This window comes from Mesorhizobium sp. M2A.F.Ca.ET.039.01.1.1 (genome assembly GCF_003998035.1).
GTDB lineage: Bacteria > Pseudomonadota > Alphaproteobacteria > Rhizobiales > Rhizobiaceae > Mesorhizobium.
Genome location: NZ_RZRY01000071.1, coordinates 1 through 15,774 on the forward strand (window position 1 = coordinate 1; position 15,774 = coordinate 15,774).

The following is a 15,774-nucleotide window of genomic DNA, read 5'->3' on the forward strand; positions in this document are numbered from 1 at the left end:
GTGGTGGCCTACTCCTCCGGCAATTTCGCGCAGGGGCTGGCAGCCGCCGGCCAGGCGCTCGGCATTCCCGTCACCATCGTCATGCCGGTCGACGCGCCGGCCGCCAAGCGCGATGCCACCGCCGGCTATGGCGCGCGCGTGGTGCTGACCGATCATGGCGATCGCGCCCGTGAGGAGGTGGCTGCCGCCAAGGCGCGCGAGATCGCCGAGACAGAGCACCTCACCTTGCTGCACCCCTTCGACGATCCGGAAATCGTCGCAGGCCAGGCGGGTGCCGGATTGGAAGCGCTCGACCAGTTGGCGGCTAAGAAGGAGCATGCCGACCTTGTGTTCTGCTCGGTCGGCGGTGGTGGCTTGATCGGCGGCGTTTCGCTGGCCTTCCACTATCTGTCGCCCAAGACCGAGATCATCGCCGTCGAGCCGGAGGGTTTCAACGGCATGGGCTCATCGCTCGCGCATGGCGCGATCGAGACGATGCCGATCGGGCCGAAATCGATCTGCGACGGGCTGATGGCGCGCAAGCCCGGCGACGCGCCTTTCGCGGCCGTCAGCGCCGCCGGCGTGCGCGGCGTCACCGTCGACGACGCCTCGGTGCGGCGGGCGATGAAGATCGCCTTCGAGCGGATGAAGCTGGTGCTGGAGCCCTCGGGCGCGGCATCACTGGCCGCCCTTCTCGGCGGCAAGGTGGATGTGAAGGACAAGACTGTCCTTGTGGTTGCAACCGGCGGCAATGTCTCGCTCGCCGATTTTATGGCGCATATGAACAATGCTTGAAGCGGATTTCGTCATCATCGGCTCCGGCTCCGCCGGCTCGGCCATGGCCTATCGGCTGTCGGAGGACGGCAAGCACTCGGTGATCGTCATCGAGTTCGGCGGCACCGATATGGGGCCGCTGATCCAGATGCCGTCGGCGCTGTCGATCCCACTCAATATGAGCCTCTACGACTGGGGTTTCGCCAGCGAGCCGGAGCCGCATCTCGGCCGCCGCGTGCTGGCGACGCCGCGCGGCAAGGTGATCGGCGGCTCGTCCTCGATCAACGGCATGGTCTATGTGCGCGGCCATGCACACGACTTCGACCATTGGGCGGAACAGGGTGCGACCGGCTGGGGCTTCGCCGACGTGCTCCCCTATTTCAAGCGCATGGAGGATTCCGACGGCGGCGAGGATGGCTGGCGGGGCCACGGCGGACCATTGCATGTGCAGCGCGGCACACGGAAGAACCCGCTCTATGGCGCCTTCGTCGAAGCAGGCCGCCAGGCGGGCTTCGAGCTCACCGACGATTATAACGGCTCGAAGCAGGAAGGTTTCGGGCCGATGGAGCAGACCATTCTTGGCGGCCGCCGCTGGTCGGCGGCGAACGCCTATCTGAAGCCGGCTCTCAAACGCAAGAATGTGAGTCTGGTCAAAGGCTTCGCCCGGCGCGTGGTGATCGAGAATCAACGCGCCCTCGGCGTCGAGATCGAAGCTGACAAAAAGATTCAGGTCGTTAAGGCGCGGCGTGAAGTGATCGTCGCGGCGTCGTCGATCAACTCGCCGAAGATCCTGATGTTGTCCGGCATCGGCCCAGGCGCGCATCTGCAGGAGAACGGCATAAAGGTGATCGCCGACAGGCCGGGTGTCGGCGCCAATCTGCAGGACCATCTGGAACTCTATATCCAGCAGGAATCGACTAGGCCGATCACGCTGAACTCGGTGCTCAATCCTTTCTCCAAGGCATTGATCGGCGCGCAGTGGCTGTTCTTCAAGAGCGGGCTTGGCGCCACCAACCATTTCGAGGCGGCCGCCTTCGTGCGTTCGCAGGCCGGCGTCGACTACCCCGATATCCAGTATCACTTCATCCCCGCGGCGGTGCGCTATGACGGCAAGGCGGCGGCGAAGGCGCATGGGTTCCAGGCGCATGTCGGGCCGATGCGCTCGAAGTCGCGCGGTTCGGTGACGCTGCGCTCGCCCGACCCGAAGGCGAAGCCGGTGATCCGCTTCAACTACATGTCACATCCGGACGACTGGAGCGAGTTCCGCCATTGCATCCGGCTGACGCGCGAGATCTTCGGGCAGAAGGCCTTCGACGGCTTCCGCGGCAAGGAGATTTCGCCGGGCAGCCATGTGCAGACCGACGACGAGCTCGACGCCTTCATCCGCGACCATGCCGAGAGCGCCTACCACCCTTGCGGCACCTGCCGGATGGGCCGTGCCGACGATTTAACCGCCGTCGTCGATCCGGAATGCCGGGTAATCGGCGTCGCAGGACTGCGCGTCGCCGACTCCTCGATCTTCCCGCGTGTGACCAACGGCAACCTCAACGCGCCGTCGATCATGACCGGCGAAAAAGCCTCCGACCATATCCTCGGCCGCACGCCGCTGGCGCCATCCAACCAGGAACCCTGGATCAATCCTCGCTGGCAGGTGGCGGACCGATAGGGCATTGTCGGGCTGACCGCCCTCCCGGCGAACAGACTTGGAGAAAGCCATGCGCGCCCAGCCGACCGCATCGCACTATGTCAACGGCCGCTATATCGAGGATGAGGGCGGCACGCCGCTGCCGGTGATCTATCCGGCAACCGGCGAGACCATCGCCACCCTGCATTCGGCGACGCCGAACGTGCTGGAGCTGGCGATCGAGGCGGCCCGCTCCGCGCAGCCGGCCTGGGCGCGGCTGAAGCCCGTCGAGCGCGGCCGCATCCTGCGCCGCGCCGCCGATATTCTGCGCGCGCGCAACGCCGACCTGGCGCGCATCGAGACGCTCGACACCGGAAAGGCGATCCAGGAGACATTGGTGGCGGACGCCCCTTCCGCCGCCGACTGCCTGGAATATTTCGCCGGAGCGGTCGCCGCCTTCAACGGCGAGATGATCGATCTCGGCGGACCATTCGCCTACACGCGCCGCGAGCCGCTCGGCGTCTGCGTCGGCATCGGCGCCTGGAACTACCCGATCCAGATCGCCGGCTGGAAGTCGGCGCCGGCGCTGGCTATGGGCAATGCCATGGTGTTCAAGCCTTCGGAGAACACGCCGCTTTCGGCCCTGGCGCTGGCCGAGATCTACTCGGAGGCCGGCTTGCCCGATGGGCTGTTCAATGTCGTGCAAGGCTATGGCGATGTCGGCGCCGGCCTCGTCGGCCATGATGTGGTGGCAAAAGTTTCGGTGACCGGCTCGGTGCCGACCGGTCGCAAGGTGCTGTCGCTCGCCGGCTCCAAGATGAAGCATGCGACGATGGAGCTCGGCGGCAAGTCGCCGCTCATCGTCTTCGACGATGCCGACCTCGAGAATGCCATCGGCGGCGCCATGCTCGGCAATTTCTATTCGACCGGGCAAATCTGCTCCAACGGCACGCGCGTCTTCGTGCAGAAAGGCCTGCATGATCGCTTCGTCGAGCGGCTGGTCGAGCGCACCAAGAAGATCCGCATCGGGGATCCGCTCGATCCCGAGACGCAGATGGGCCCACTGGTCAACAAGGCGCAGCAGAGCAAGGTCGTCTCGTACATCGAAGCCGGCCAGCAGGACGGAGCGACACTCGCCTGCGGCGGCAACGTGCCGTCGCTGCAAGGTTTCGAGAGCGGTTTCTTCATCGAGCCGACCGTGTTCACCAATGTCACCGACACCATGCGCATCGCGCGCGAGGAGATTTTCGGACCGGTGATGAGCGTCTTGAAGTTCGACAGCGAGGACGAGGTGATCGAGCGCGCCAACGACACCGAGTTCGGGCTGGCGGCCGGCGTGTTCACGCGCGACCTGCCGCGTGCGCATCGGGTGATCGCCGAGCTGCAGGCCGGCACCTGCTGGATCAACGCCTACAATCTGACCCCGGTCGAAATGCCCTTCGGCGGCGTCAAGCAGTCCGGCATCGGCCGCGAGAACTCGCTGGCCGCGCTGGCGCATTATTCGCAGCTCAAGGCGGTTTATGTCGAGACGGGTGACGTGGCGGCGCCTTATTGATGTCGCGATCCGTTTCGGCAGATCATCGCGCTGTTCTCCTTGCCGCGGTTTGCCACAACCTTGCCGGAGGCAAAGGAGGCCAAGATGGCGGGTGAAACCAAGGACAACCGAGCCGTCGTGTTGCCGCTACTGCTCGGCTTCAACGGCGGCTATGTCGACACGATGGGTTTCCTGGCGCTCCAGGGGCTGTTTACCGCGCATGTCACCGGCAACTTCGTGACGCTCGGCGCCTCCCTGGCGCTCGGCACGTCAGGCGCCCTGTCGAAGCTGCTTGCGCTGCCGGTCTTTTGCGCTGTTGTCATCCTCAGCCGGCTGTTGTCGAACGCGCTGAGACACCGGGAAGCGCCGGTCTTTCGTTACCTGCTGACGATCAAGCTCGTATTGCTGATCGCAGCCGCCGTTCTGACGGTCCGGCTCGGGCCTTTCCCGGATGGCGACCATTGGGCCGCCATCGTAACGGGAATGATATTGGTTTCGGCCATGGCGGTGCAGAACGCCGCGCATCGCGTCCATCTCGCCAGCCTGCCGCCTTCGACGCTGATGACGGGCACCACGACCCAGATCATGCTTGACCTGGCCGACCTGATCTACGGCTCGTCCGCCGAGGATACTGCCGCGTCACGGTCGCGCCTCGCGCGGATGTCGGGCATGGTGGCCGTCTTCGCTCTCGGATGCGGAACGGCCGCGCTGCTCCATGTGCAGTCGGTGTCTGGTCATTCGCGGCGCCGCCGGTCGTCGCGCTGCTGGCTCTGATCGTCCGGGGGAATGCGACGCCATGACGACGATGTCTGGTCAGGCCGTGCCGGAACCGGCTCACCCCATCTGCGCCGTCCCGTCCAGATACTGCGTCAGCGCATAGACCAGATGGTAGAAGATGCTGGCCGGCACCTCGGTCGCCAGTGAGCGGCCGCGCTCGTCGATGCGATCGATCCACAGACCGAGCGGTGCCGGATCGATGTGCCAGCGGAACAGGCGGCCGACGCGCGCCTCGATCTCGGGCTTGAGGTCCGGCCCGCCCGAGCCGTCCAGCGCGATCGCCGCCTTGATCGCCTCGGCCTGCGGCCAGCCGCGCGAGACGGTATCCAGCGGCAGACCCTGGCGCGAGACCGCGCCGTAGGCGAGGCCGGTTGCGCGGTTGAGCCCGTTGGCAATGGCCGAGGCATAAAGCTTGCGGGCGAAGGCGGGAAGTTCGTTCTGGCCGCTGCGGGCGGCGAAATCGACCAGCAGGGAGGCCCATTCGAAATGATGGCCAGGCTCGGTCCAGCTCCCCTTCTCGCCCGCGGCCGGCTTCCAGCCCTCGTCGAAATACTCGCCGATGGTCCAGCTTTCGGCATCGAAGAAATGGCTGCGGAAGAGGTCGATGATGCGCGCTGCGCGGCGCAGATAGGCGCGCTCGCCCGTCGCCTTGTGCCAGGCGAGGAAGGCCTCGAGCAGATGCATGTGCGGGTTGGAGCGCCGCTCCTCCGCCCCATCCGAGGTTTCCAGGAAACCGGTCATGCGGCTGTCTTCCAAATGCGCGTCGAGGAAGGCGAACGTTTCCTCGCCGAGCCGCAACGCATCTGGATGGCCCGACATGTGGGCGTGCGCCAGCGCCAGGAGAACGCAGGAATGATCGTAGGCGTCCTCGACAGGATCGGCGACCGAGCCATCGATGTTGAGCGTGCGCACCCAGCCGCCGCGCTTCGTTCGGCCCTGACCAGCCATGAAGTCGATGCCGTGGGCGATCAGCCTTTCCGCCGGACCGTCCCAGCCACGCTCCTTGGCCACCGCGAAGGCGTAGACCTGGCGCGCCTGCGTGCGCATTCGCTTGGGTTTCATCAACGGCGCGGCGTCGAAGCCGAGCGCTTCGTGGAAGCCGCCATGGCGCTCATCGACGCCGACCGTCGACCACAGCGGCAGCGTCTCCTCGAACAGCCAGTGGCGCACGCGCCGCCGCCAGGCGCCGCTCTCGATGACACGGTCATGCGCCGGCGTGAATCTCGTCTCCAGCCGGCCGGATTTCTCCAGCTGCTCGACGATCTTCTTGACGTGCTGGCTGTGGCTGACCGGCGCGACGAAGGTTGCGTCAGCCGTCGAAACGATAGCGACATCCTTCATGCCGATCGCCGAAAGCAGGCGGCCATCGCCGCGGATATAGGAGTTTTCGCAATCGATGGCGACGACATCGCCGATGATGACGTTGCCGTGCTTGTCGGACGGGCCGACATCGAGCAGCGACTGCCACGAGCCGAGATCGTTCCAGCGGAAGCCGGCCGGGACCATGGCAATGTCCTTGGCGCGCTCCATGATGGCGTAGTCGATCGAGGTCGACGGGATGGCCGAGTAGAGTTCCAGCGCCATGTAAAGGCCCGAGAGATCGCTGGTTGCCGCCTTGTAGGCAGCTTCGGTCGCCTGCCAGATTTTCGGCTCATAGGCCGCTAAGGCGTCGCGCATGGCGCCGGCGCGGAACAGGAAGATGCCGGTGTTCCAGTAGAAATTGCCGGCGTCGAGATAGGCCTGCGCGGTGGCGAGATCCGGCTTCTCGACAAAGCGCGAGACGTCGAACACGCCCGCCCTGTCCGCCCCAACCTCGATATAGCCGTAGCCGGTCTCGGGCTGGGTTGGCTTCAGGCCGAACACCACGAGCCGCCCGGCATTTGCCGCGACCGCGCCCGCCTCGATGCTTTGCCAGAACTGAGCGGTCGTCGAGATCTCATGGTCGGACGGCACCACCAGCACCAGCTCGTCGCCATATTCGGAGAGCGTGCGCAGGCTTGCCAGCGCGACGGCGGCGGCCGTGTTGCGGCCCGTCGGCTCGAACAACGGTCCGCCGCCCTTGAGATCAACGCCGGCAAGGTCGGCATGGACGCGCTCGGCGTGACGTTCCGCGGCGATCAGGAAGATCGGCGTCTCGCCGTCCGGCCGCGCCGCCAGCCGGCGCAAGGTCCTGGCCAGCATCGAGCCATCGCCGGAAAAATCGTGGAACTGCTTGGGGTTGTCCTCGCGCGACAGCGGCCATAGCCGCGACCCGACGCCGCCACTCATGACGAAACTGACGATGCGCTGAGGCAAGATTCGGGACTCCAGGCGGCCGGAGAACTCGTTTTAGCGGCGTCATGGTTGGTCACACAAGGCTGGAACTCGCCTTTCACGAACTGCCTCAACCCGCTGCCGTCCCGACCGGCGCGACGAAAGCCGACGAAATGCGACAGAAGTGCTGCCATTGCCGCTTGCAGTATCGAAAAGCGGCGGCTATAAGCCCGCCGTCTGGTCACGGAGTGTAGCGCAGTCTGGTAGCGCACCTCGTTCGGGACGAGGGGGTCGCAGGTTCAAATCCTGCCACTCCGACCAGAAGAAACAAGCACTTGGATGCTTGCAATCCCGCGCGCCTCGTTGACTTTTTTCGTGGAACAGTGAGCCGATTGGCTTGTGCCGCCTATTGTGCTCGACAGCCGGCCCTTACTTTGACCTAATGGCGTACTGTCCTGGGTTCGTGGAGCGCGGAACCCGCAGAGCGGCTGAGAGAATGACATTCAAGCCTACAGCCATTTTGATCGCGACGCTGCTTCTGGCAGCAGGCTGCTCATCGACCACCGCGTCGATCAGCCCGGCGAAATACGACAAGATGAACTGCGCCGAGCTCAACAATGCGGTGGGCGACACCGCCACGGATATTTCGCGTACCGCAATCGCCCGCGGCAAGGTCGCCAATACCAGCGTGCCGAACTGGCTGCTCGGCGGCGAACGTGTGAAGGCAGTGGTTGCCAATCGCGAAACCGTCCGGATCGAACGGCTGCAGCAACAGCAGCAGGTGATCGTCACGGCCAGAAAGCAAAGGTGCCCCTCCGCGCAGTGAGCCGGCGCCCGGTCGGGCTCGCCCCGCCTCAAGCGCTGATGCGGAACCGTGTTGAATCGATCGCCGCGTTCATCAGCGTCTGCGTGTAGGCCTCGCGCGGGTTGTCGAAGATTTCCTGCGTCGGTCCTTCCTCGACGATCTTTCCCTGCTTCATCACGATGATGTAGTCGGCCATGGCGCGCACCACAGCGAGGTCGTGGCTGATGAAGAGGTAGGACAGCTCGTGGTCGGCTTGCAGCTTGCGCAGCAATTCCACGATCTGCTTCTGCACCGAGCGGTCGAGCGCCGAGGTCGGCTCGTCCAGCACCACCACTTTCGGCTTCAAGATCATGGCGCGGGCAATGGCGATGCGCTGGCGCTGGCCACCGGAGAATTCGTGCGGATAGCGGTTGCGGGCGTTGGGATCGAGGCCGACCTCGCGCAACGCCTCGACGGCGCGCTGGTCGCGCTGCTTGCCGGTCAGCGAAGGCTCATGCACCAGAAGGCCCTCGGTGATCACCTGGCCGACGGTCATGCGCGGCGACAACGAACCGAACGGGTCCTGGAAGACGAGCTGCAATTCGCGCCTGAGCGGCCGCATCGCCTGGCGACCGGCTCCTGAGATGTCGCGGTCGCCGAAGCGGATGACGCCGTCGCTGGGCAAGAGCCTGAGCAGCGCGCGGCCGAGCGTCGACTTGCCCGAACCGGATTCGCCGACGATGCCGATCGTCTGGTTGCGCTTCAGCCTGACCGAGATCTTGTCCACCGCGCGCAGCATCAGCGGCTCGCCGCCGAGGAAGCCGCCGCCGATCTTGAAGACGACTTCGACATTTCGGCCTTCGAGCAGCACCGGCGAATTGGCCGGCGGCGCCGCCTTGCTGCCGGTCGGCTCGGCCGCGAGCAGCATTTTGGTGTAGGCATGCTGCGGATTGGCGAAGAGCGCTTCCGCCGCGCCCTCCTCCACCACTTCGCCCTGGCGCATGACATAGACCCGGTCGGCGAAACGGCGCACGATGCCGAGGTCGTGGGTGATGAAGACGATCGCCATGCCGAGCTTGCGCTGCAGTTCGGCCAGCAGCATCAGGATCTGCGCTTGGATGGTGACGTCGAGCGCTGTCGTCGGCTCATCTGCGATCAGGATGTCGGGATCGTTGGCGAGAGCCATGGCGATCATGACGCGCTGACGCTGGCCGCCCGACATTTCGTGCGGGTAGGATTTCATGCGCCGCTCGGGATCGGGGATGTGCACCAGCCTGAGCAGCTTCAGCGCTTCTTCGCGCGCCGCCGGCCCGGAGAGCCCGCGGTGCCGGCGGATCGGCTCGATCAGCTGGTTGCCGATGGTGTAGAGCGGGTCGAGCGAGGTCATCGGCTCCTGGAAGATCATGCTGATCTTGCGGCCGCGCACCTTGTTGAGCTCGCTCTTCGACAGGGTCAGAAGGTTCTGGCCACGGTAGTCGACATGGCCGGTCGCCTCGCCATTGGAGGACAAGAGGTTCATCGCCGCCATCATCGTCTGGCTCTTGCCGGAGCCGGATTCGCCGACGACGGCGACGGTCTCGCCCGCCTTCACGTTGATACTAATGCCTTTGACCGCCTCCACCGTGCCGTCGAGGGTCTGGAAGCGGACGCGCAGGTCCTTGACGCTGAGGATCGTTTCGGTGGCCATGTCAGCGGTCCTTCGGATCAAGCGCGTCGCGCAGGCCGTCGCCGACGAAGTTCAGGGCAAACAGCGTCGAGACGAGGAAGAAAGCCGGGAACAACAGCAGCCAGTTGGCGTAGCCGATGTTCTTGGCGCCGACCGAGATCAGCACGCCCCAGCTGGTCATCGGCTCCTGCACGCCGAGGCCAAGGAAGGAAAGAAAACTTTCCAGGATGATGACCTGCGGCACAAGCAGCGTCATGTAGATGACGACCGGGCCAAGCAGGTTGGGGATGACATGGCGCAGCAGGATGCCGCGCTGACCGACGCCCATCGCTTCCGCCGCCTGGACATATTCCTGCCTTCGGATCGACAGCGCCTGGCCGCGCACGATGCGCGCCATGTCTAGCCACAGCACAGCCCCCACCGCCAGGAACATCAGCACGAAGTTGCGGCCGAAGAACACCACCAGCATGATGACGAAGAAGATGAAGGGCAGCGAATAGAGCACGTCGACGATGCGCATCATCACCTCGTCGACCCGGCCGCCGGCAAACCCGGCGGTCGCGCCGTAGATGACGCCGATGACACCGGCGACGACGCCGGCGAGCAGGCCGATGGCGAGCGAAATGCGCCCGGCCATCAGTGTTCGCGAAAGCAGGTCGCGGCCGGTGTTGTCAGTGCCGAAGTAGAAATATTGCTGCTTGATGGCCGAGCTCATCGTCACTTCGAGCCCATCGGCCGACTTGTTCTCGATCCTGGTGTCGTCGAAGGCGTCGGAACGGTCGAGATAGCGGATGTTGCGGTCGTCGATCGGCTTGGTCGAGGTGACGGTGACGATGACGCGGTTGCCGTCCTGGTGCCATTCCTTGATGTTGGCGCGCATGCGCTTGATGGCATCGGTGAGCGCACCCTGGATCATGTCGGGCTTCGGATAGGCCGACAGGCTCGGCGGCATGCGCACATAGTCGCCGTAGATGGTGGTGTATTCGTGCGGCACGACCATTGGGCCGAACACGCTGATGACGGTGATGAAAGCCAGGTAGTAGAGGCTGAACATCGCGGCGCGGTTGCGCTTCAGCCGCGCCCAGGCATTGCCCCAGAGCGAACGGCCGACGATCGGCTCGGGCACGGCGACGGCGAGATCAGTCATAGCGCACCCTCGGATCAACCACCGCGTAGAGAAGATCGACGATCAGGTTGAAGACGATGGTGAAGAGCGCGATCACCACCACGGTTCCCATGACCAGCGTGTAGTCGCGGTTGAGCGCGGCATCGACGAAATAGCGGCCGACGCCGGGAATGGAAAAGATCGTCTCGACAATGATCGAGCCGGTGAGCAGGGCCGCGGCTGCCGGGCCGGTGAAGGAGACGATCGGCAGCACGGCGCCGCGCAGCGCGTGCTTGACCACCACCGACCAGTCGGAGAGACCGAGAGCGCGGGCGGTGCGGATGTGGTGGGAGCGCAGGCTCTCGATCATCGAGCCGCGCATCAGGCGGGCGACGATGGCGATCTGCGGCAAGGCCAACGTCAGCACCGGGCCGACCTTGTTGATCAAGGCGCCGTCGCCCCAGCCGCCGATCGGCAGGAGCTTCCAGGACAGCCCGAAGACAAGCTGGATCACCGGCGCGATGACGAAGGTCGGGATGGTGCTGCCGGCAGTGGCGAGCGCAATCACCGAATAGTCGGCGATTTTGTTCTGGTTGAGCGCCGCGATCGTACCCAGGATCGAGCCCACAATCAGCGCCAGCACCAATGCCGACGTGCCGAGCTGAACGGAGATCGGCAGACCCTTGGCGAAGAGTTCGGTGACGGTGAAATCCGGCAGGTTGTAGCTCGGGCCGAAACTGCCACGCAAAAGATTGCCGAGATAGTGGAGATATTGCAGCCAGAGCGGATCGTTGAGGCCGAACTGGGCTTCGAGATTGGCCCTGATCTCGGGGCTCAGGCCCCTCTCCTGGTTGAACGGGCCGCCAGGGGCGACGCGGATCAGGAAGAACGCCACCGTCACGATGACTAACAGCGTCGGGATGGCGGTCAACAACCGCCGGAAGACATAACGCAGCATCGGCGCCCCGCTTGAGCCAGGGCGACGGCTCTCCAGACGAGATCGTGGCGCGCTGGCATCTCTGATCTTCGCACCGGGGCAGTCGAAAATCCAATCCGACTTTCGGCCCGGCACGACGACAGACCGTGTCGCCGCCCTCAAAAAGAGAGCGGCGGCACGGCCAAGGTTACTTGTCAGTCCTTGGAGATGAAGCGGGACGGATGAATGTCCATCACATTGTCATCGAAGCCATGCAGCTTCGAGGAAACGATGTCGTGATAGCTGTAGTAGAGCAGCGGGATCTGGCCGACGTCGTCGACGAGGATGCGCTCGGCCTCAGCGAGGTCCTTCATGCGCTCTTCCGGCTTGCCGCCGGCGGCTGCCGCCTTGTCCATCGCGGCTTCGTAGGCCGAGCTGTTGTAGTTCGAGTAGTTGTTGCCGCTCGCCTTGCGTGAGATGCCGAGGAAGGTCTCAGGATCCTTGTAGTCGGCGATCCAGGCGGCGCGAGCGACGTCGTAATTGCCCTTCTGCTCGAGGAAGCCGTAGTGGGTCTTGGTGTCGGTGTTGAGCAGCGTGACCTCGACGCCGAGCGGCTTCAGCTGTTCCTGGATAGCAACCGCCGTATTCTTATGGTTTTCCGAGGTGTTGTAACGGATTTCCATCTTCAGCGGATGCTCGGGCGTGTAGCCGAGCTTCTCCAGGATCTTCTTGGCCGCGTCCTCGCGGTCGATCTGCGGCATGTCGGCGTATTTGGCCAGCGACGGCGTGTAGCCCTCGATGCCCGGAGGCACCATTGAATATCCAGGCAGCATCGAGTTCTGCCAGACCTTCTCGGCCAGGAAGTCGCGATCGATCGCCATCGAGATGGCGTTGCGCAGCTCGACATTGTCCCACGGCGCCTTGTCGGTCTTGACCGCATAATAATAGGTGCCGAGATATGGCCCGACACGGACCTGGTCACCAAATTTGGCTTTGAGATCGGCGAGCTGCTCGGTCGGCAGGTCACCATAGCTGTCGAGCTCGCCAGCCTCGAAGCGCTTCATCGCCGACGAGCGATCCTCGGTCGGGATGTAGTTCACCACGTCGAGCTTGACGCTCGCTGCGTCCCAGAATTTCGGATTCTTGACCATCTTGAGATGGTCGTTGGGCACCCATTCGGCCAGCGTATAGGCGCCGTTGGAAACCAGCTTGCCGGGCTTGATCCAATCGGCGCCGAGCTTGTCAATGGAAGCCTTGTTGACCGGATAGGTCGCCTGATGGGTCAGCATCTCCAGGAAATAAGGCGTCGGCGCCTTCAGCGTGACTTCAAGCGTGTTGGCGTCGATCGCCTTCACGCCCATATCCTCGGCCTTGCCTTTCTTGGTGTTGAAGTCCTCGGCGCCCTTCACCGGATAGAGCATCGAGGCGTATTCCGCGGCGGTGGCCGGATCTTCCAGCCGATGGAACGAATAGACGAAGTCGTCCGCCGTCACCGGGGTGCCGTCCGACCAGAGGCCGTCCTTGCGCAGCTTGAAGGTGTAGACGGTGCCGTCGTCGGACACTGTCCAGCTTTCGGCGGCGCCCGGAATGAGGTTCGTCTTCTGGTCGTGCATGACGAGGCCCTGGAACAGGTCGCGTATGATATCGGCTTCGTAGGTCGTCGACGTCTTGTGTGGATCGACCGTCTCCGCCTCCGCGGCGCTGCCGCGGTTGTAGACGGTTTCGGCGAAAGCATGGGTGTAAAAGGAGCCCGTGGCCAGAGCCAAGGTGGTGGCGAACGCCGTCGCCTTCAGCATGTTTTTCAGCATGAAGTTCTCCCTGTCGGCGCAGCCCCTCAGCCGCGCCTTAAGTGTTGACGCCCCGGACCCGTTGAAACGGCCCCTTTCAGGCGTGCCGCCGGTCCCTTCCGGCTGCTGGTGGCTGGAGACTAGACAGAGCGGAATCTTATTTCAACCATTGCCTGCTTGACGCAAAGTGAACGTCATCACGCTAAAACAGCGAAAACTAACGTTATAAACCTACCTTCAACTTGGCACACCCGCCGGTTGTTCGACGCGTTTTCTGTTTTTGCAGGCGGGGTTTGGCATTCTCCGCAACATGCTGAAAAACCGAAAATTCCTTGCTTCGTGCTGTCGTTTCCGGGCGGATGCCACGGGCACATCGGCAGTCGAATTCGCCATGCTTGCGCCGGTCTTCATCCTGCTTTTGCTCGGCATGGTTGCATACGGAATCTATTTCGGCGCCAGCCATTCTGTGCAGCAGATCGCCGCCGATGCGGCGCGAACGGCGATCGCCGGCCTCAACCAGACCGAGCGGCAGGCACTGGTCACTGATTTCATCGCGCATGACGTCTCCGGCTACCCCTTCGTCGATCCTAACAAGCTGACCGTCAATGCAAAGGACAGTGTCGCCGATGGCAGCCAGTTCGTCGTCTCCGTCACCTATGATGCGCGCAACCTGCCGATCTGGAACCTGTTCAGGACGCTGCCGCTGCCGGGTACGACGATACAGCGCCAGTCGACGATTCGTGTCGGAGGCATATGATGTCCATCAAGGGGGGATTGATGGCGGCGACGAGGAGGCTCGTCGCCGACCGTAGCGCGAATTTCGCCGTGATGACGGCGCTGTGCACGCCAGTCGCGCTGGCGCTGACCGCCTTCGCGATCGACGAAGGTTCCCTTTACAACGAGCGCCGTGCCGCGCAGTCGATCGTCGATCTCGCCGCCATCACCGCGGCCTCGAACATCCCCAATGCCCAGCAGGCGGTGCTGACGACGCTCGCCGACAACGGCATCACCTCGGTCGCGGTGCAGCAACAAGGCACCAACGTGGCGCCAACCGCCACCAAGGCGGTCGTCCAGATCGTGCCGGGGCGCTACACCGGCGTCAGCACCATTGCCGCCGGCAACCGGTTCGAGGCGGGCAAGCTGCCCTACAATGCCGTGCAGGTGTCGCTGAAGAAGCAAGGCACGCTCTATTTCGCCGGCTCGATCATGGCGCCGCCCACACTCGGCACGACGGCCATCGCCAGCGCGCAGCCGCAGGCAGCTTTCTCGGTCGGCTCGCGACTCGCCAGTCTCAATGGCGGCATTCTCAACGCGCTTATCGGCAGCCTTCTCGGCGGCAACATCTCGCTCAGCGTGATGGACTACAATTCGCTGATCTCGGCCGATGTCGACGTGCTCTCCTTCGTCGACCAACTTGCCGTGCAGCTCAGGCTGACCGGCGTTTCCTATTCGGACGTGCTCGCCTCGAAGGCGACGGTCGGCCAGATCGCCACCGCCATGGCCAACGTGCCGGGGCTGGACCGTACGGCCAAGATCGCATTGCAGACCATGGCTTCCAGCGCCACCAATACTGTCAAGATTCCGCTCAGCACTCTCGTCGACCTTGGCTCGGTGGGCGGCCTGGGCCTTGGACAGAAACCCGCCGGGCTGTCGGTCGAGGCCAGCGCGCTCAGCATGTTGACGGCGGCGGCGGCTTTGGCCAACGGCACGAACCAGGTCGCGGTCAATCTCGGCGCTACCATACCGGGGCTGGCATCGACGACGCTTGCCATCGCCATCGGCGAGCCCATGCAGAACTCGCCCTGGCTCGCGGTGGGGGAATCAGGCACCGTGGTGCGCACGGCGCAGACACGCATCAAGCTCAACGCCAGCGTCACCGTCGGCAATTCCAATCTCGGCGGCGGCATCAATCTGCTTGCCGTCAACCTGCCGCTCAATGTCGAGGTCGCCTATGCCGAGGCCAAGCTGACCGATATCACCTGTCCGACCGGCCCCTCCAGCATCAAGGTCTCGATCGCCACGCAACCAGGAGTCGTCGAGGCTCATCTGGCCGACAGCAACGCCAGTGGTTTCGCGGACTTCACCAAGCCGCAATCCTTCTCCGACGCCGAGATCGCGGATGTCAGCCTCAAGCTGTTGCTGATCAACCTCAACCTGCTGCAGATCAAAGGATCGTCGGCCTTTTCAATCACCAACATGGCGCCGACCACGCTGACCTATAGTGCCACCGACATCGCCAACAAGGCGATCAAGACGGTGTCGACAAGGAACCTGACGCAGTCGCTGACGACATCGTTGATCAACAAACTGTCGTTGTCGGTCAACGCGCTGGGGCTCGGCCTCGATGTGACCGCCCTGCTCGGCGCGGTCAAGCCGGCGGTGACAACGCTGCTCAACGGCGTGACCGCGCCGGTCGACAGCCTGGTCTACAACGTGCTTGGGACACTGGGCGTGCATGTCGGCGAGGCCGATGTGCGCGTGACCGGCGCGACATGCGGCCGCTCGGTCCTCGTCCAGTAGGCCGCTATCAGCCAATCCTTCCGACAAAACTGCCCAAGGGCGGCAACGCCAGCGC

11 protein-coding genes, 1 tRNA gene and 1 pseudogene are annotated in these 15,774 nt (G+C 64.1%); 8 read left to right on the forward strand and 5 right to left on the reverse strand.

Features of this window, described 5'->3' with window-relative positions:
• The 4 genes and pseudogenes from EOA24_RS08535 to EOA24_RS08550 all read left to right on the forward strand — a co-directional run.
• On the forward strand, positions 1–774 hold a 774-nt coding region (locus tag EOA24_RS08535; RefSeq protein WP_127409745.1), incomplete at its 5' end, for a pyridoxal-phosphate dependent enzyme.
• A complete protein-coding gene (gene betA, locus EOA24_RS08540; protein WP_126078406.1) occupies positions 767–2,419 on the forward strand; it encodes a choline dehydrogenase in 1,653 nt (550 codons plus the stop codon). The genes EOA24_RS08535 and betA, both read left to right, overlap by 8 nt.
• Before the next feature lie 49 nt (positions 2,420–2,468).
• Positions 2,469–3,932 (forward strand): betaine-aldehyde dehydrogenase, encoded by a 1,464-nt coding sequence (betB, locus tag EOA24_RS08545; RefSeq protein ID WP_126078407.1) that lies wholly within the window; start codon positions 2,469–2,471, stop codon positions 3,930–3,932.
• Positions 3,933–4,016: 84 nt separating this feature from the next.
• Positions 4,017–4,711 (forward strand): annotated as a pseudogene (locus tag EOA24_RS08550) (YoaK family protein).
• A gap of 34 nt (positions 4,712–4,745) precedes the next feature.
• Here EOA24_RS08550 and EOA24_RS08555 read toward each other — a convergent pair.
• The gene (locus EOA24_RS08555; RefSeq protein ID WP_126078408.1) at positions 4,746–6,983 is read right to left on the reverse strand and encodes a mannose-1-phosphate guanylyltransferase/mannose-6-phosphate isomerase; all 2,238 of its coding nucleotides are present in this window, start codon (positions 6,981–6,983) and stop codon (positions 4,746–4,748) included.
• Positions 6,984–7,185: 202 nt separating this feature from the next.
• Here EOA24_RS08555 and EOA24_RS08560 point away from each other — a divergent pair.
• Both EOA24_RS08560 and EOA24_RS08565 read left to right on the forward strand, forming a co-directional pair.
• Positions 7,186–7,262, forward strand: a tRNA-Pro gene (locus EOA24_RS08560).
• Between the two features lie 175 nt (positions 7,263–7,437).
• Entirely contained in the window at positions 7,438–7,767 is a 330-nt protein-coding gene (locus EOA24_RS08565) for a hypothetical protein (protein ID WP_126078409.1), read from the forward strand.
• A 28-nt stretch (positions 7,768–7,795) separates the two neighbouring features.
• Here EOA24_RS08565 and EOA24_RS08570 read toward each other — a convergent pair whose 3' ends face one another.
• The 4 genes from EOA24_RS08570 to EOA24_RS08585 all read right to left on the reverse strand — a co-directional run bounded on the left by EOA24_RS08570 (position 7,796) and on the right by EOA24_RS08585 (position 13,220).
• Positions 7,796–9,412 (reverse strand): ABC transporter ATP-binding protein, encoded by a 1,617-nt coding sequence (locus EOA24_RS08570; RefSeq protein WP_127409746.1) that lies wholly within the window; start codon positions 9,410–9,412, stop codon positions 7,796–7,798.
• Between the two features lies 1 nt (position 9,413).
• Positions 9,414–10,538: an ABC transporter permease subunit gene (locus EOA24_RS08575; protein WP_126078411.1), complete on the reverse strand. Its 1,125-nt coding sequence runs from the start codon at positions 10,536–10,538 to the stop codon at positions 9,414–9,416.
• Positions 10,531–11,454 (reverse strand): ABC transporter permease subunit, encoded by a 924-nt coding sequence (locus EOA24_RS08580; protein WP_126078412.1) that lies wholly within the window; start codon positions 11,452–11,454, stop codon positions 10,531–10,533. Before EOA24_RS08580 ends, EOA24_RS08575 begins: the two co-directional genes overlap by 8 nt.
• A gap of 173 nt (positions 11,455–11,627) precedes the next feature.
• On the reverse strand, positions 11,628–13,220 hold the full coding sequence (locus EOA24_RS08585) for a peptide ABC transporter substrate-binding protein (RefSeq protein ID WP_126078413.1): 1,593 nt from the start codon (positions 13,218–13,220) through the stop codon (positions 11,628–11,630).
• A gap of 370 nt (positions 13,221–13,590) precedes the next feature.
• Between EOA24_RS08585 and EOA24_RS08590 the strand changes: the two genes are divergently transcribed.
• Together EOA24_RS08590 and EOA24_RS08595 are read left to right on the forward strand one after the other, a co-directional pair.
• A complete protein-coding gene (locus EOA24_RS08590; RefSeq protein ID WP_245467161.1) occupies positions 13,591–13,956 on the forward strand; it encodes a TadE/TadG family type IV pilus assembly protein in 366 nt (121 codons plus the stop codon).
• On the forward strand, positions 13,953–15,719 hold the full coding sequence (locus EOA24_RS08595) for a pilus assembly protein TadG-related protein (RefSeq protein WP_127256599.1): 1,767 nt from the start codon (positions 13,953–13,955) through the stop codon (positions 15,717–15,719). The genes EOA24_RS08590 and EOA24_RS08595 overlap by 4 nt, the downstream gene beginning before the upstream one ends.
• Positions 15,720–15,774: the final 55 nt, after the last annotated feature.